An 18,106-nucleotide genomic window follows, 5' to 3' on the forward strand; every position below is an offset into this window, starting at 1 on the left:
ATTGACTTTTTTAGGGGGGGGGTATATAATATAAGTGTATATTTTTAGATGGTATAGTCTAATATACTCAATAAACCAACACAAGGAGAGGCTATAATGTTTTTCAAAAAGAAACAACGATTTTCAATTCGTAAATTTACGATTGGAACTTGTTCTGTTCTTTTAGGAACGGCCTTTGTAGCTAGCGTTGATTCTGCCATGGCAGATCAAGTAGAATCTACTATCGTAGATGTCACTGCTACAAAAACTGTCCCTGAACTTACACAAAAAACGGAAGGTACGGTATCTAAAGAAACAACCGTAGAACCAGTACCTTCTGTTGACTCACCAGTCGTAGAAGCTGAACCAGCTACCACTGCGCCTTCAGAGACTACATCAGTAGTAAATACTGAAGAAACTAGCACTAGAGAGAGCTCTACTGTGGAGAACTCTAAAGAAACTTCAACTCCTAAATCTGAACCTAAAGAATCAGTGGTGGCAACACCTGCTACTAAAGAAGAGGTTACAATTCAAGAAACAGGAGAAGTTGTTCTTGCTCCTAAACGGAATGTAGAAGCTGTCTATAAAGTTACTTATACAGATACAGATACGAATGAAGTCGTTTATTCAAATAACTACTCTGTTCTTGAAAAGACTAGTCTTCCAAAATCAGAACATGCAACGATTAATGTTTCTGTAAGAAATGAGATTGGTACAAATCCTGCCCTAGATGGTTGGAAACTAGCTGCTCATCAAGCGGCAGTTATGGAATTAGCTGTTGTGGAGCGTGGAGGACGCCAAAATCTTCTCAACTTTAATGTTGTAAAAGCTGAAACATCAGGGAGCGATCGTTCTTATACAGGTTTTCGTGCAACAGAATCTTCTACGGATTCAGATATCAATGTAGAAGCGGTTCGTAAGGACAATGAAGTTGTCATCACAGAAAATTACAGTGTAAGAGATCCAGAATCTGTTAAGTACAAAGACTCACAAGCAGGTCGCTACACTTATGCTAACTTAGAATATAAAAACAATCCTGACATTAAATACATTTTGTCGATTGATGAGGCAAAACCAGAAAGTGGCGATCGTCCTTCTTTGATTTATGTGACACCTATTGATGCAAATGGGATGCCATTAGCAGATTCATTTGTTGCAGATGTTAGCAAACCGGGCGATTCGCAACCTTTTAGCACGATTGATGCAGCAAATCCAACTATTACAGTTACAGAAACTGGACAAATTACGATTGCCCCTGTAAGAAATGGTGATACCAATAATATCGGAATTACAGAAAATCTCCTTGCTCCAGCTCGTATATCAGTAGTTTACCTAAATGAAGCTGTTTTGGGTGCTCCGACTTATACGGAACAAGTTACCAAGTATGTGGAGTACAAAACCAACAAACCATTACTTCCTGACTATGTACAGTCTGGCTGGGTTGGGTTTAACTATACAACAGAAGCATTTGATATTCCTGGCTACAAACTCGTATCAGCAAATGATAATAAGAGTGGGATTGTAACAACAAATCCGACTATCGTAGCAGGAGATACGACTTATTCACGCATTGTTGCTCCGCTAGCCGAAGGTCCGATGACGATTTATCGAAAAGTCGTGTATGATAATAATACAGGTCATGGAACGATGACGGTTTACGTGAGTCCTAAAAGTGCCAATAATCCAGATGATGCAGCGACTCTTCCAAGTGCAGAAGAATTCTTCACCAATATCGACAACTATACAACCTTTGATTATAAATACTACGGAGGAACGCATTACACGGCTAACGTAGATGCAGAGGCTGATAGAAGATATAAAGCAGACTCAAGTAAGACACTTGAGGAGTATAAAAAAGAGATTATGGCAGAGGATTCGTCATTTATCTCAACGGACCGTGATGCATTCTACCATGCACCTGTTGCAGAGAAAACTGGTTCTGAATTCAAAAAAGAGGGAGTTACTGATTATCTCTACTATGATACTGTAAACACTCGTCCATTTGAGTTTGTTGGAAATTCTACTGACCGTGCGGCTATCTATGAACCACTGTTTAACTCTCGTACTGGTATAACAGGTATTGCTACACTTCGTAATGGTTGGAGACAGTCAGATACAGTTATCTACGAGTATGCGAAGTTTGAAAAAGTTCAAGCAGAATACTATGTAGAAAATACAGACACGCACCTCTATCCTGATCCAGCAGATTATACAAAAGAAAATCCAGAGCCAAAATTGGTAAAAGAAGATATTGCTGGAGAAGCTTATACAGATACACCACCAAAAACCTTGTACGACAAAGATGGTATTGAATATACTCTCGTCGTTGATGAGCAAGGAAATCCAGTCTTGAAAGATGGTTCAGCTCCAAAAGACGGAACTATTGAAGATGGCGGTCAAATCATTCAGTATCAATATGCAGCGAAAAAAGGTGGCGAAGTTGCAGCTCAATATTATATTGAGGGAACAACAACTCGTCTCTATCCAGAAGATAATACAGATAAGACCGATACCGTTGTAAAAGAGCAAGATACACCAGTTGGAACGAAGTACGAAGATACACCTCCAACGACATTGAAAGATGACAAAGGTGTAGTTTATGAATTGGTTAAAAACCCTGATGGTACTCCAAAAATTAAAGAAGGATCAGCTCCAACGACAGGTACTGTTACAGAAAACAAACAAGTCATTCAATATGAATATGCTCCGAAAAAAGGTGGCGAGGTAGAAGTACACTATATTGACACCGAAGGAAATGTTCTCAAAGATTCTGCCCCAGTTCAGCCAGCGGACACACCAGTTGGAACAAGCTATGATGCTGAAAGTGGTGACAAGAAACCAAATACGATTAAGACAGAAGATGGTAAAACTTACAAATTAGTCGTAAACAAAGAAGATGAAGACTTTACAGTAGGTAAAGTTGCTAAAGACGGTCACCTTGCGACATCAGCAGATGGTACACAAGGAACTGACGAACCGACAGGACAAGTGGGTGAAGAGAAGAAAGTCGTTACCTATGTCTACGAAGAAGTCAAAGGTGATGTCGTTGTTCTTTACCGTATCAATGATGGAAAAGGTACACCACTTACAGGTACAGCGACTGGTTATAGTGATTCAACTAAAGACGGTACAGTGATTGGTAACGTCTCAACATCAGATACCCAAGATAAGGATGACGATACCGCTCGTTCAGAATGGGAAGGTGCTGTCTTTGACACGAAAGCAACCTCAACAGGTACAGCTTACGATACAACAGATAACAAACCAACAACAATCACAACAACGGACGGTAAAATTTATAAACTTGTCGAAGATAAAGTTGGTGGTCGAGAAACAGGTACCGTTTCTGAAGGAACAGCACGGATTGTTTATTACTACGAACTTCAAAAAGGTTCTGTTGATGTCACTTATGTAGATACAGATGGTAACCCAATTACCTTTGTCAAAGAAGATGGTACAGAAGTTGCTGGTCAACAAGATGTTGCTAAAGACCAAGATTCAGGAACAGACTATGCGACAAATACAGATGAACTTCGCCCAGAAACTCTGAAAACCAAAGATGGTAAGACATATAAATTAGTTCCAAAAGGAGCAGACTACCCAGTTGGTGAAGTAGATGAAAATGGTCATTTGACGACAAGTGCTTCAGTAGATGGTAAGGTCACTGATAAACAACAAACAGTTACTTATGTCTATGAAGAAGTCAAAGGTGATGTAGTCGTTCTTTACCGTGATGAAGATGGAAATCCAATCACAGGTACTGGAGATAATGGTCAGCAGATTGGAAATCTTTCAAATACAGAAACCGAAGAAAAACAAGCCATTGAAGGTGCAGCGATTGATACTGCAGCAACTTCGACAGGTCAAGCATATGACACTACTGACAAGCGTCCAAATACGATTACCACAGCAGATGGAAAAGTATATGAGCTAGTGCCAGAGAAGACCAGTGGTTCTGAAACAGGTGATATTGTCGAAGGTACTACAAAAGTAACTTATGTTTACAGACTAAAAGAAGTACCACCAAAAACACAATATGCAACCATTACTTACTATGATGTAACAGATGAAAATGATCCAAACAAGATCAACGAAGAAACTAAGAAACAATTGGATACAGTGGATCGTAAAGAGGGTCTTCCAGGAGAAGAGTCAGATTATAGTACAGAAACACGTATTCAAAATTACCTTGATAAAGGTTGGGAATTGGTTTCAGATGAAGTTCCAGCACCGATTATATTTGATGATCAAGATGACGCAGATAAAGAGAAGCCAACACAGCAATATGTTGTTAAGTTGAAACATAAGATCACACCAGTTGATCCAAATACTCCAAATCCACCAAAACCAGGTGAGCCAATCAATCCAAATGATCCACGTTCACCAGTATGGCCTCCAGAAGTAGCAGATCTTGTTCGTGAGAAGACACGTACAATCCGTTATCGCTATGCTGATAAGCCAGGGTTAGATCAGGAAGAAGTATTTGAAGAAGTGGTTCAAACAGTTCGCTTTACTCGTACAGTGACAGTTGACCATGTAACTGGTAAGGTAACTATTTCGGACTGGCAACCAGAAGTTTCTGAAGCTCCAGCTGTCAATTCTCCTGAAAAAGCAGGATATACATTTGATAAAAATGCTCCATTAGAAACAGCAACGATTGATAAAGATGGAAATATCTCTGGAATCAATGATCAGTTGATCCTCTACACCCCACAAGTGTACATTCCATATATTCCACAAGATCCTAAGAACCCGTTAGATCCAAACGATCCACATGATCCAACGATCCCAGAAACTGGTGAGAAGATTCCAGAAGTTCCTTATGATCAAACACCGGAAGATCCAACGGATGATCCACGCTTGCCAGATGTTCCAGACTACATTCCAGTAGATCCAAATGATCCAACGAAACCATTGCCGAAAGATCCAGATGGCAACCACATCCCACCAACGCCAACGGATCCTAAGAAACCAACACCAGTACCATATCTTCCAGCAGGAACAGTTACGGTTCACTACGTGGATGAAAAAGGGAATGTGCTTCAAGATCCAACAGTTGATACTGAGAAATCACTAGTTGGTACACCATACAATACCAATGAAAATGATAAAGAAATTCCTAAGGAAATCATTGGTAAAGATGGTAAGACCTACGTCCTTGTTGGCGTAGATCCAAAAGACAAGGATAAAGAAATTGGTACCGTTAAAAAAGGAAATATTGATGTCACTTACGTCTACAAGTTGAAAGAGGATACCCCTCCACCAACAGATACCCCACAAGTGTACATTCCATACATTCCACAAGATCCTAAGAACCCGTTAGATCCAAACGATCCACATGATCCAACGATCCCAGAAACTGGTGAGAAGATTCCAGAAGTTCCTTATGATCAAACACCGGAAGATCCAACGGATGATCCACGCTTGCCAGATGTTCCAGACTACATTCCAGTAGATCCAAATGATCCAACGAAACCATTGCCGAAAGATCCAGATGGCAACTACATCCCACCAACGCCAACGGATCCTAAGCAACCAACCCCAGTACCATATCTTCCAGCAGGAACAGTTACGGTTCACTACGTGGATGAAAAAGGGAATGTGCTTCAAGATCCAACAGTTGATACTGAGAAATCACTAGTTGGTACACCATACAATACCAATGAAAATGATAAAGAAATTCCTAAGGAAATCACTGGTAAAGATGGTAAGACGTACATCCTTGTTGGCGTAGATCCAAAAGACAAGGATAAAGAAATTGGTACCGTTAAAAAAGGAAATATTGATGTCACTTACGTCTACAAGTTGAAAGAGGATACCCCTCCACCAACAGATACCCCACAAGTGTACATTCCATATATTCCACAAGATCCTAAGAACCCGTTAGATCCAAACGATCCACATGATCCAACGATCCCAGAAACTGGTGAGAAGATTCCAGAAGTTCCTTACGATCAAACACCGGAAGATCCAAGCGATGATCCACGCTTGCCAGATATTGACGGCTACATTCCAGTAGATCCAAACGATCCAACGAAACCATTGCCGAAAGATCCAGATGGCAACTACATCCCACCAACGCCAACGGATCCTAAGCAACCAACCCCAGTACCATATCTTCCAGCAGGAACCGTTACCGTTCACTATGTGGATGAAAATGGAAATGTGATTCAAGATCCAACCGTGGATACTGAGAAATCACCAGTTGGTACACCATACAATACCAATGAAAATGATAAAGAAATTCCTAAAGAAATCACTGGTAAAGATGGTAAGACATATGTCCTTGTTGGCGTAGATCCAAAAGACAAGGATAAAGAAATTGGTACCGTTGAAAAAGGAAATATTGATGTCACTTACGTCTACAAGTTGAAAGAGGATACTCCTCCACCAACAGATACCCCACAAGTGTACATTCCATACATTCCACAAGATCCTAAGAATCCTCTAGATCCAAACGATCCACATGATCCAACGATCCCAGAAACTGGTGAGAAGATTCCAGAAGTTCCTTACGATCAAACACCGGAAGATCCAAGCGATGATCCACGCTTGCCAGATATTGACGGCTACATTCCAGTAGATCCAAACGATCCGACGAAACCATTGCCGAAAGATCCAGATGGCAACTACATCCCACCAACGCCAACGGATCCTAAGCAACCAACCCCAGTACCATATCTTCCAGCAGGAACCGTTACCGTTCACTATGTGGATGAAAATGGAAATGTTCTCCAAGATCCAACCGTGGATACTGAGAAATCACCAGTTGGTACACCATACAATACCAATGAAAATGATAAAGAAATTCCTAAAGAAATCACTGGTAAAGATGGTAAGATATATGTCCTTGTTGGCGTAGATCCAAAAGACAAGGATAAAGAAATTGGTACCGTTGAAAAAGGAAATATTGATGTCACTTACGTCTACAAGTTGAAAGAGGATACTCCTCCACCAACAGATACCCCACAAGTGTACATTCCATATATTCCACAAGATCCTAAGAATCCGCTAGATCCAAACGATCCACATGATCCAACGATTCCAGAAACTGGTGAGAAGATTCCAGAAGTTCCTTACGATCAAACACCGGAAGATCCAAGCGATGATCCACGCTTGCCAGATATTGACGGCTACATTCCAGTAGATCCAAACGATCCAACGAAACCATTGCCGAAAGATCCAGATGGCAACTACATCCCACCAACGCCAACGGATCCTAAGCAACCAACCCCAGTACCATATCTTCCAGCAGGAACCGTTACCGTTCACTATGTGGATGAAAATGGAAATGTGATTCAAGATCCAACCGTGGATACTGAGAAATCACCAGTTGGTACACCATACAATACCAATGAAAATGATAAAGAAATTCCTAAAGAAATCACTGGTAAAGATGGTAAGACATATGTCCTTGTTGGCGTAGATCCAAAAGACAAGGATAAAGAAATTGGTACCGTTGAAAAAGGAAATATTGATGTCACTTACGTCTACAAGTTGAAAGAGGATACCCCTCCACCAACAGATACCCCACAAGTGTACATTCCATACATTCCACAAGATCCTAAGAACCCGTTAGATCCAAACGATCCACATGATCCAACGATCCCAGAAACTGGTGAGAAGATTCCAGAAGTTCCTTATGATCAAACACCGGAAGATCCAAGCGATGATCCACGCTTGCCAGATGTTCCAGACTACATTCCAGTAGATCCAAGCGATCCAACGAAACCATTGCCGAAAGATCCAGATGGCAACTACATCCCACCAACGCCAACGGATCCTAAGCAACCAACACCAGTACCATATCTTCCAGCAGGAACAGTTACGGTTCACTACGTGGATGAAAAAGGGAATGTGCTTCAAGATCCAACAGTTGATACTGAGAAATCACTAGTTGGTACACCATACAATACCAATGAAAATGATAAAGAAATTCCTAAGGAAATCACTGGTAAAGATGGTAAGACGTACATCCTTGTTGGCGTAGATCCAAAAGACAAGGATAAAGAAATTGGTACCGTTAAAAAAGGAAATATTGATGTCACTTACGTCTACAAGTTGAAAGAGGATACCCCTCCACCAACAGATACCCCACAAGTGTACATTCCATACATTCCACAAGATCCTAAGAACCCGTTAGATCCAAACGATCCACATGATCCAACGATCCCAGAAACTGGTGAGAAGATTCCAGAAGTTCCTTATGATCAAACACCGGAAGATCCAAGCGATGATCCACGCTTGCCAGATGTTCCAGACTACATTCCAGTAGATCCAAGCGATCCAACGAAACCATTGCCGAAAGATCCAGATGGCAACTACATCCCACCAACGCCAACGGATCCTAAGCAACCAACACCAGTACCATATCTTCCAGCAGGAACAGTTACGGTTCACTACGTGGATGAAAAAGGGAATGTGCTTCAAGATCCAACAGTTGATACTGAGAAATCACTAGTTGGTACACCATACAATACCAATGAAAATGATAAAGAAATTCCTAAGGAAATCACTGGTAAAGATGGTAAGACCTACATCCTTGTTGGTGTCAAGGATGGTGACTCTGAAACTGGTAAAGTTACAAAAGGTAACACAGATGTTACTTATATCTATAAATTGAAAGTGACAGATGAGCCAACACCAAATCCAGATGGTGACAAACCAGGTGTTGAACTTCCAGGTAAACCAGGTAACCCTACTCCAGATATGCCAGGACAACCAGGTAAACCTGCTGAGCCAGCAATGCCAAATCAACCAACTAAGGAAACTGTACCAACGTACATGAAGAAAGGCGAAAGCTTACCAAATACAGGTGATGCAGCTAGCCAAAGCGGATTAGTGTACGGTGCAGCAGCTCTTGGATTGACAGCTCTTCTTGCAGCAATGAAGAAGAAATCAGAAAATGAAGAATAACCCTTTAAAGGTAATATTCGACTGAATCCTCTGATAGTATGCAAGGATGAAATAAAAAACCAGTATCTTCAGTAGAAGATGCTGGTTTTTTGGTATAGAAATGTTTAGGAAGATGTATTTTTCTTCTTTCGATGCCGAAATGTTAATGTCACCATTAGGTACCCCATAGCAACAAAAATCATGCTAAGAAAGAGCAGTTGTTCTCGAAAGAAGTAGAGCAAAGTGCTTCCTAGAATGAGATAAGCTCCGTACTCCAATTTCTCACGTTTGTTAATGAGAAATTCCTCTGCGTAGTAGGGGGTGAGGGCAAGAAGTGAGCTATAAAAGAGAATGATTCCTAGAAGGAAACAGGCAAAGCCAGATGCTCCGTGGTGAGTTGGCAACATCTCAAGTCCAACAGTGAAGAAGTTGAGACCGAGAATGAGAAAAGCATGGGCGTAAAAGAGCAGAGTAGTGTCCGCTACTTGATGATGGTTCATATTCAAATGGGTATGAGAAATATAGTACATAAATAGAAAAGCCATACCGACAAAGAAAAGCGCTCCTAGCAGCAGATGATTGCCTTGGAAGGTTTTTAAAATAGCAATGACTGCCTCACCAAAGGTAATAATGGTAATCAACTGCACCCGCTCGACAGCGTGAGGAAAATTAATCATGCTGTAATTTTTGAAGAATCCTTTAGGGCGAACGATAAAAGGTAGAACAAAAGGAATCAAAAAGAAAAGCAATGACCGCTCGTCATAGGTCCAAAAGTTAAAGAAAGTGGCGATGGTTATTGCTAGAAAAGAAAGAACGAGGATAGCTGTAAAGAAAATGGATTGCCGTATTTCCGTGCTAAAGCCCATCTTTTTGCCTCTCAGGAGATACTGAAGGAGGATAATCAGATAAGCCAGGAATAAAAAGAAATTAAAGGGCAGAGCGTGTGTTTTAAAGTCCATATTGACATGGAGTCCTAGTTGTCCAATGACAAACATGGAAGCGATAATGGTAAAAATGTCCAATACATCTCGCTCACCGAAACAGTTGAGATAAAAGGTTTCAGTGACCCAAAGGGATGAAATGATGATATTTCCAGTAATAAAGGCTAGAATAGAACGCAGAGATACTCCATCATGATGGAGCAGCCCTGTTAGACTAGATGTGGTAAAGACAAAGACTAAATCGTAAAATAATTCGTAGTTTGATACGCGTTTTGCGATAATGTTTGACATAAATCCTCCTTAACGATTAGAAAAAGAATGAACTAATCCAAGTGAAAATATTGAGTCCGATAATGACGGCATGCCATTTCCAGTACATGACAAAGAGTCCAACAGTTTCACGAATCCAAGCACTTGGCAGGTAGTAGAGAGCTGTTTTAGAACCTACGCTACGACCTTTCAATCCTAATTTTCGCATGTAAATCCCTGCTCGCAAGGAATGAAAACTATTGGTCACCACGAGAAAACGAGGCACGCTTTCTGAGACTTCTCCAATGAGATTTTGAGAAAAGGTCAGATTTTCAAGGGTGGTTGTAGATTGATTTTCAAGGAGCAGCTTTTCACTTGGTAATCCTTTAGCAAGCAAGTAGCGAGACATGGCTTCAGCTTCAGAGATGGCTTCGTCGCTCCCTTGCCCCCCAGAGACGATAATGGTAGGATGTTTGCCAAATTTTTCATAGTAAGAAAGTCCCTTGTCTAAGCGCTGGGCAAGGAGTGGTGGAACCTTGTCCCCTATCAGCCCAGACCCCAAGACAATGATATAGTCAGGCTGGTAGGTCAGTGGAAAAAGATTGTAAAAGAGTCCGTAGATGACGTAGGAGAGGTAGATAAAACTTCCGTAGATGAGCAAGTTGTCCAGTAATTCGGTTATTTTTCCAATGAAGGAATAACCGCTCAAGAAATGAAGACAAAGAGTGATGAGAATGGCTAAGCCGTAAAAAAGCGAGAGAAGGTTGGCTAGTCTGCGCCCCTCAAAGGTCATCATTTGTTTGCCGTTAAAGAGGAGATAGACGGTTGAGAGAACCACGCTCAGTGGAATGAGCAAAAGACCACCGATAAGGATGATAATAGCAGTTTGCTTGTCCCAAAGACTAAGCTGGACAACAAAGAATCCTGCGATGATACAAGAAAAGAGGATAAGGACAATCAAAAAGAGATAGGCATTGAAGAGACGCCTTGGCTCTATTAGAAATGAGATGAGAAATACCAAGGCTGGAATCAGCCAGACGAGATGGAGAATCATAAATGTATCCTTTCAATATATAGATACAAAATAGTATATCATAAAATCACTTCTGAAAAAATTCAGAAAGCAGGTGAAATTTTACTATTTGGATAAAATATGGTATAATAGAATCTCTCATGGGGTCGTTACGGATTCGACAGGCATTATGAGGCATGTTTTGCAACTCATCTAGCGGATGTAAAACGCCAGTTAAATATAACTGCAAAAAATAACACTTCTTACGCTTTAGCTGCCTAAACACCAGCGGGCGTGACCTGATTCGGATTGCTTGTGTCTGATGAACGGTCTTTATTTGTAGCAAGCTACGATCGCTCGTCGTCTAGCCGTGTGATAAGAGAAATATAGACTCGCAAAGCAAGGGCTTGAGTTATGTGTCATTGCTTTGTTAAATTAAGACATAACCTATGGTTGTAGATGAATATGTTAGCAGGTGTTTGGACGTGGGTTCGACTCCCACCGGCTCCATTGTATCGAAAAACGTTGAGAAATCAGCGTTTTTTCTTGTTATAGAAATCAAGATATCACAGACTCAGCAGAAAAAAACCAGACTTGTTTTCACAAAGTCTGGTGTGAGTATCCTTATCCATGCCCCTTGGCGGGGTGTTTTCCATTTGCGATGGCTTCTGCTTCGGACATTTGAACAACTCTATCAAATCGTGTATTTGAAGGCATGTTATCTAAACTATACCAATAGGCGTTTGAATTGCCGTTGCGCGCCACATAGACAATGCGTTGTTCTTGCTGAGCGGCTAGTTGGGCAGCACGTTCTGCTGCAACTTGGGCTTCTTGCTCTTGTCGTGCTTGTTCCTCGCGTTGTGCGATGGCTCCTTGAACGGCTTGCACTCGGTGTTGCAAGTCTGCTTTTTTAGGAGAATCTGGTAGTTTATCAATAGTACTTTGAGTTCCTTGGATATTTTCAGGCACTTGATTGGCTTCGAGATTTTGGACGGCTGCCTCTCCCTCGGCAATCAGACGTTCCTCCTCCGCTTTTTTAGCAGCTTCTTCTGCACGTTTTTTCTCTTCAGCGGCTTTTTTAGCCTCCTCTGCCTTCTTTTTTTCCTCTTCAGCGGCTTTTTTAGCCTCCTCTGCCTTCTTTTTTTCCTCTTCGGCTTTTTTAGCTTCTTCCGCTTTCTTCTTAGCTTCAGCAGCCTTTTTTGCTTCCTCTGCTTTCTTTTTTTCTTCTTCGGCAGCTTTTTTAGCTTCTTCCTCTTTCTTTTCTTCATTTTTATCTGAAGAAGGAGAAGTGGTGACAAGGCTAGAATCAGCTACTTGTGTTGTTGATGTGAGATACTTATTAGGATTGGTTGCAGTAGAATAGATACTAAATAAGGCTAGGGCTGAAAGACCGATGGAGATATTTCGTTTGAGTGTATCGGGTTTTTTCTTGGAAAAATACCAAACACCAATCGGGCTTAGTAAAACAACAAATGGGAACAAGACAAAGAGTAAAAAGCCTAAGCCTATTTTTTTAAGAAGAGATAGGTACCCTTTATTCATCATAAACCTCCAAAACATAGAGAATTCTACTATTAGTTTATCATATTTTTATGATAAATTTTCTTGAAATTGTTTTCTGAAATCTTATTTTCTTAAAAAATAACTCACGGTCTTGGCAAGAGCCTCAATCTATGATATAATAGAAAAAGTTTGAAATGGAAGATTACTCAAGAGGCTTAAGAGGCCGTGTTGGAAACGCGGTAGGCGTGTAACAGCGTGCGTGGGTTCGAATCCCATGTCTTCCGTAAAGATGAGAAAAGACTTGGCATGTTCCAAGTCTTTTTGTTTATGGTTTCTGCTTCTATTGTAAATTCACCTTGTTTTTCAAGATATAGTAAGTGCCAAAATAGTAGAGAAGTGAGAGGACAATGTCCTGCGTGATAGCGTAGCTAAGAAATCCATCTTCTCCAATGTTTAGAGTCGTGCTAATGGTTAACGAAAGAATAGAGATGATGATGGTAATCGCAAAGTAAGTTAAAAATCCAAAGGCGACACGGTTGTCATTAAAGAGTTGACCGATGGAAATAGCCAGGTAAATCAAGAGAATGCTTGAAATCGTTGAGAAGAAAAAGTACAGTAAGCCTTGTGTGATCCCAATCCAGTCAATAGTGTTAATCTTAAATAGACTCCAATCAATATGACCAGCTCCGACGATGAGGCTAATCAATAAGACACTGATGATCAAGGTCAAGGTACTAAGAATCGTCCAGAGAAAAGCACTTGTTAATTTAGAAAGAATAATCTCGTGCTTACTGACAGGAAGGGTCAAGGTTAGGTAGCCCTCACGATCATAGACACTGCGTTTAAAGCGACGAATAATCAGAAAGAGGGTCGAAATAGAAAGTGCTACCAGTAAGCTAAAGAAGGCAATGATAGTGACCATACTAAAGATTTCAAGGAAAATATTGCCGTTTGTTGAATGCGACGGATACTCAACAGTGTTGCCAGCAGTCTCGCTAAATAGAGCTGACCAAAAACCACCCGTTTCTAAACCACCACGAATCCACAAACCAATCACAACAGATAGTGCCATGATACCAGCATATAGTCCTAAGTACCATTTGTTCACTGTTTTCAATTCATATTTGACTAATTTCCAAAACATAGCTAATCTCCTTTTCTAGTTTTCTAGGCCTTAAATTCATTGCGGAAGAGCTGGTCGATAGACTCACCAGATTCGTAACGAATGTCATCGACATTCCCCTGACGGACAATCTTTCCGTTTTCAATGAAGATAATATCATCTAGTACAGGCTCAATATCTGAAATCAAATGGGTTGAGATGAGAACGGAAGCTGTTGGTGAGTAGTTGTTGATGATGGTGCGAAGGATATAGTCCCGTGCTGCAGGATCAACCCCACCAATCGGTTCATCAAGTACGTAGAGTTGAGCTTTGCGACTCATGACCAAAATCAACTGGACTTTTTCCTTGTTCCCCTTGGAGAGTTTTTTAAATTTAGCGTTCGTATCAATTTCTAAGTCTTCCAAGAGATGAAGAGCACGTTCCATATCAAAATCTTCATAGAAATCTTTGAAAAAAGCAAGAGCGTCTTTCACGCGCATATTTTCATTGAGATAGGTCGTATCGGGCAGATAGGAAACCAAAGACATGGTCTTAGGAGAGGGTTCCATGCCGTTGATGATAATGCTTCCTTCGCTTGGTTGGAGAAGTCCATTGATTAGTTTAATCAAGGTTGTTTTCCCTGAGCCGTTTGGACCGAGCAGTCCCACGATTTTTCCAGATTCGATTTCAAAGGAGACATGCTCCAGAGCTAGTGTATTGCCGTAGCGTTTTGATACGTTTTCAAATGTAAGAGTAACCATCCTAAACTCCTTTCAAGTATTGTTCCAAAGCGGTGGGTAGTTCTGATTTGTCATAGCCAAAATCTTCCATTTTAGAGACGAAATTTTTCAACTCTTCCTGTGAAAGTTTTTGCCGTGATTGTAAGATCAGGTCGTGATTGTCTGTGACAAAGCGTCCTGAAGTCCGTTGTGAATAGACAAATCCTTCTTTTTCTAAGTCGGACAAGGCGCGCTGAATCGTATTGGGGTTGACCCCAGCTTCTGCTGCCAATTCACGAACGGGAGGTAATTTTTCTCCGCTTTTTAGTTGTTTGGAGATAATTTGCAACTTAATCCGATTCATAATTTGCAAATAAATGGGGAAATTATTATCAAATGTCCATGCCATGGTGAACTCCTTTCTGTCATTGTTCTTTTGTACTAACTATATAATACAATAATACATAAGAGATGTCAAGGATTTTGTGGGAAAAAGTAGAAATTTTTCCCAAGCAGCTAGACAAAATTTTTAGTATAATAGAAGAAAAGTACAAAAAGGAGAGGAAGATGGTTGTGCAACTGGATACAAAGACGGTCTATTCCTTTATGGATAGTTTGATCACCATTCCTAAATATATCGAAAAAGCAAAGGATATGGGCTATCGTTATCTGGGAATGATGGACAAGGATAATCTGTATGGTGCTTATCAGTTCTTAGAAGTGGCTCAAGCAAATGGCATTAGACCTTTGATTGGTCTCGATGTGACTGTTATCTATGAAGGTACGCCACTTAATGTCCGATTACTAGCTCTCTCCACTCGTGGTTACCAACATCTCATGAAGATTTCGACCTTGAAAATGACTGGAAAAAAAGACTGGTCGGATATCGCTCATTTACTGGAGGATGTGGTGGTGATTGTTCCTGTGGGCGAAGGGATTGATGATTTGGATTTGGGAGTGGACTTCTATATCGGTGTTACTCCCAAAACACCTCAGCAGACTTTCCGTCGAAAAACATTGCCCCTAGCTACTGTACGATTTTTCGATACAGGAGATTTGGAAACCTTACAAATGCTGAGGGCTATTCGCGATAATGTGAGTCTTCGTGAGGCAGAATTGCCAAGACAGGATGAATTTTTCCTCTCTCCGCAGGATTTCTCCACTCTTTTTGAGGAGAATTTTCCAGAGAGCTTGACCAATCTTGAAGAGCTCATCAAAGATGTGTCTTATGAAATCAATCAGGATTTGAAATTACCCTGCTTTAATCCAGCAAGACCAGCTGTTGAGGAATTGCGAGAAAGGGCTGAAGCAGGTCTAATCAAGAAAGGCTTGGTGGATAGCGTCTATCAAGAGCGTTTAGAAGAAGAACTTTCTGTCATTCATAAGATGGGCTTTGATGACTATTTCTTGATTGTCTGGGATTTGTTGCGTTTCGGGCGCAGTCAGTCTTACTATATGGGGATGGGGCGTGGCTCTGCGGTTGGAAGTCTTGTAGCCTATGCGCTTGAGATTACAGGGATTGATCCTGTTAAAAATAATCTTCTTTTTGAGCGTTTTTTAAATTTGGAACGCTATACCATGCCTGATATTGATATTGATATTCCTGATGTCTATCGACTTGAGTTTATTCGCTATGTCAGAGATCGATATGGGACGATGCATGCGGCTCAGATTGTGACTTATTCGACCTTTGGAGCCAAGCAAGCGATTCGAGATGTGTTTAAGCGTTTTGGTGTTGCTGAGTATGAATTGACCAATATCACACGAAAGATTAGCTTTAAAGATACGTTAAGTTCGGCTTACGAGCGAAACATGTCCTTTCGTCAGCTGATTAATAGCAAGCTAGAGTACCAAAAAGCCTTTGCGATTGCAAAGAAAATCGAGGGAAATCCTCGTCAGACGTCGACCCATGCAGCAGGTGTGGTGATGAGTGATGATGAACTTACCGACTATATCCCTCTGAAATACGGGGAAGATATGTATATCACCCAGTACGATGCCCACGGTGTAGAAAGCAATGGTCTCTTGAAAATGGACTTTTTAGGACTGCGTAATTTGACATTTGTCCAACGGATGAAAGAGGCAGTCTTTGAGAAATATGGAAAAGACATTGTGATTGAAGAGATTGATTTAGAAGACAAGGAGACGCTTGCCTTGTTTGCTCGTGGTGAGACCAAGGGGATTTTCCAGTTTGAGCAGGCTGGTGCGATCAATCTTTTGCGGCGCGTGCATCCGGTACGCTTTGAGGAAGTGGTTGCTACAACCAGTTTAAATCGTCCAGGAGCGAGTGATTATATTGATAATTTTGTCAGACGCAAGCACGGTCAGGAAAGGGTAGAAGTACTTGATCCGAGTCTAACGGATATTCTAGCTCCTACATATGGCATTATGCTCTATCAAGAGCAGGTCATGCAGGTTGCTCAGCGTTTTGGTGGTTTTACACTTGGCAAAGCCGATATTTTACGACGAGCCATGGGGAAAAAAGACGCCAAAGAAATGCATAAGATGGAAGAGGACTTTGTCACTGGCGCTATGGCTCTAGGACATTCAGAGGAAAAAGCACGCCAAGTCTTTGCTATTATGGAGAAGTTTGCAGGCTATGGCTTTAACCGCAGTCACGCCTATGCTTATTCTGCACTAGCTTTTCAACTTGCTTACTTTAAAACGCATTACCCAGATGTCTTTTTTGATATTATGCTAAATTATTCCAGCAGCGATTATTTATCAGATGCGCTTCATTTCAACTTTGCAGTCGCTCCCTTGACCATCAACACCATTCCTTATAAGGATAAATTTCAAGAGCAAAAGATTTATCTGGGGCTAAAAAATATTAAGGGATTGCCACGAGATTTTGCTTATTGGGTGATTGAGAATCGTCCGTTTCAGAGCGTTGAGGACTTTATCCTCAGATTACCTAAGCAGTACCATAAAGCAGCCTTACTCACTCCCTTAATTCAGCTGGGTTTGTTTGATAGTTTTGAGAGCAATCGGCGGAAAATCATTGAAAATCTCCCCAATCTTTTTGTTTTTGCAGATGAACTGGGGTCTTTATTTGCTGACACGACTTACAGTTGGTTACAAGTCGAAGACTATACTCTAGCTGAGAAATTCGAGTTTGAGCAATTTATCATTGGTGTTGGTCTGAGTGCTCATCCCTTGACAGAGCTAGCTAAGAACGCTATTCGTCCTTTTGCGGCTATTTCTGATTTGATGGAAAATACTCGTGAGACGATTTTGGTGGAGGTCCAGTCTATCAAGGTTATTCGGACTAAGTCAGGGGAGAACATGGCATTTATGCAGGTATCAGACAGTAAGGAAAAGATAGAAGTGACTGTTTTTGCAGAAGCATTTCGACAATACCAGTCCATCCTTCATGAGAAAGGTTTCTACTACCTGACAGGTCGCGTGCAAGAGCGAGAAGGACGACTCCAGATGCTCCTTAATGAAGCAGAAGAAGCGACCAATGAACGATTTTGGATTCAGTTACTCGATCATGAGCATGATGTAGAAATCTCGAAACTCTTACATCAGTATAGAGGGGCTATCCCAGTTGTAATTCACTATGAAAATGAGAAGAAAACGGTTTTTGCACCTCAGTTTAAGGTCCAAAAATCAGCGGAATTACAACAAATGTTAGAAAAATTGACAATGAAAACGATTTATCGGTAAAAATTACAGAAAAAGCAAGAATTTTGTTTTTGAATGT

General features: G+C 40.9%; 8 protein-coding genes, 1 tRNA gene and 1 other RNA gene. 4 read left to right on the forward strand and 6 right to left on the reverse strand.

The window, feature by feature from the left end; genetic code table 11:
- Positions 1-96 precede the first annotated feature (96 nt).
- Positions 97-8,895, forward strand: coding sequence for a MucBP domain-containing protein (locus AB1I63_02140; GenBank protein ID MEW4353689.1), 8,799 nt, complete (start codon positions 97-99; stop codon positions 8,893-8,895).
- Positions 8,896-8,999: 104 nt separating this feature from the next.
- Here the strand turns inward: AB1I63_02140 and AB1I63_02145 are convergent, their stop codons facing one another.
- Positions 9,000-10,106 carry a low temperature requirement protein A gene (locus AB1I63_02145; GenBank protein MEW4353690.1) on the reverse strand — a complete coding sequence of 369 codons (1,107 nt, stop codon included), beginning with the start codon at positions 10,104-10,106 and terminating at the stop codon, positions 9,000-9,002.
- Positions 10,107-10,122: 16 nt separating this feature from the next.
- On the reverse strand, positions 10,123-11,118 hold the full coding sequence (locus AB1I63_02150; GenBank protein MEW4353691.1) for a YdcF family protein: 996 nt from the start codon (positions 11,116-11,118) through the stop codon (positions 10,123-10,125).
- A 121-nt stretch (positions 11,119-11,239) separates the two neighbouring features.
- Between AB1I63_02150 and ssrA the strand changes: the two genes are divergently transcribed.
- Positions 11,240-11,589: a transfer-messenger RNA gene (gene ssrA, locus AB1I63_02155) on the forward strand.
- A 111-nt stretch (positions 11,590-11,700) separates the two neighbouring features.
- Here ssrA and AB1I63_02160 read toward each other — a convergent pair.
- Entirely contained in the window at positions 11,701-12,621 is a 921-nt protein-coding gene (locus tag AB1I63_02160; protein MEW4353692.1) for a calcium-binding protein, read from the reverse strand.
- A 154-nt stretch (positions 12,622-12,775) separates the two neighbouring features.
- On the opposite strand from AB1I63_02160, the gene AB1I63_02165 reads away from it, so the two are divergent.
- Positions 12,776-12,863, forward strand: a tRNA-Ser gene (locus AB1I63_02165).
- A 56-nt stretch (positions 12,864-12,919) separates the two neighbouring features.
- Here AB1I63_02165 and AB1I63_02170 read toward each other — a convergent pair.
- The 3 genes from AB1I63_02170 to AB1I63_02180 are packed head-to-tail and all read right to left on the reverse strand — an operon-like array spanning position 12,920 to position 14,809.
- A complete protein-coding gene (locus tag AB1I63_02170) occupies positions 12,920-13,723 on the reverse strand; it encodes an ABC transporter ATP-binding protein (GenBank protein MEW4353693.1) in 804 nt (267 codons plus the stop codon).
- A gap of 23 nt (positions 13,724-13,746) precedes the next feature.
- On the reverse strand, positions 13,747-14,442 hold the full coding sequence (locus tag AB1I63_02175; GenBank protein ID MEW4353694.1) for an ABC transporter ATP-binding protein: 696 nt from the start codon (positions 14,440-14,442) through the stop codon (positions 13,747-13,749).
- A gap of 1 nt (position 14,443) precedes the next feature.
- A complete protein-coding gene (locus tag AB1I63_02180; GenBank protein MEW4353695.1) occupies positions 14,444-14,809 on the reverse strand; it encodes a GntR family transcriptional regulator in 366 nt (121 codons plus the stop codon).
- Between the two features lie 158 nt (positions 14,810-14,967).
- Here AB1I63_02180 and AB1I63_02185 point away from each other — a divergent pair, with 158 nt between their 5' ends.
- The gene (locus AB1I63_02185; GenBank protein MEW4353696.1) at positions 14,968-18,069 is read left to right on the forward strand and encodes a DNA polymerase III subunit alpha; all 3,102 of its coding nucleotides are present in this window, start codon (positions 14,968-14,970) and stop codon (positions 18,067-18,069) included.
- Positions 18,070-18,106: the final 37 nt, after the last annotated feature.

It is taken from the genome of Streptococcus pneumoniae (assembly GCA_040719455.1).
Classification (GTDB): domain Bacteria; phylum Bacillota; class Bacilli; order Lactobacillales; family Streptococcaceae; genus Streptococcus; species Streptococcus pneumoniae_G.

Coding starts and splice junctions, on each gene's coding strand:
- AB1I63_02140 (MEW4353689.1), top strand. CDS start 97: ATGTTTTTCAAAAAGAAACAACGATTTTCAATTCGTAAATTTACGATT.
- AB1I63_02145 (MEW4353690.1), bottom strand. CDS start 10,106: ATGTCAAACATTATCGCAAAACGCGTATCAAACTACGAATTATTTTAC.
- AB1I63_02150 (MEW4353691.1), bottom strand. CDS start 11,118: ATGATTCTCCATCTCGTCTGGCTGATTCCAGCCTTGGTATTTCTCATC.
- AB1I63_02160 (MEW4353692.1), bottom strand. CDS start 12,621: ATGATGAATAAAGGGTACCTATCTCTTCTTAAAAAAATAGGCTTAGGC.
- AB1I63_02170 (MEW4353693.1), bottom strand. CDS start 13,723: ATGTTTTGGAAATTAGTCAAATATGAATTGAAAACAGTGAACAAATGG.
- AB1I63_02175 (MEW4353694.1), bottom strand. CDS start 14,442: ATGGTTACTCTTACATTTGAAAACGTATCAAAACGCTACGGCAATACA.
- AB1I63_02180 (MEW4353695.1), bottom strand. CDS start 14,809: ATGGCATGGACATTTGATAATAATTTCCCCATTTATTTGCAAATTATG.
- AB1I63_02185 (MEW4353696.1), top strand. CDS start 14,968: ATGGTTGTGCAACTGGATACAAAGACGGTCTATTCCTTTATGGATAGT.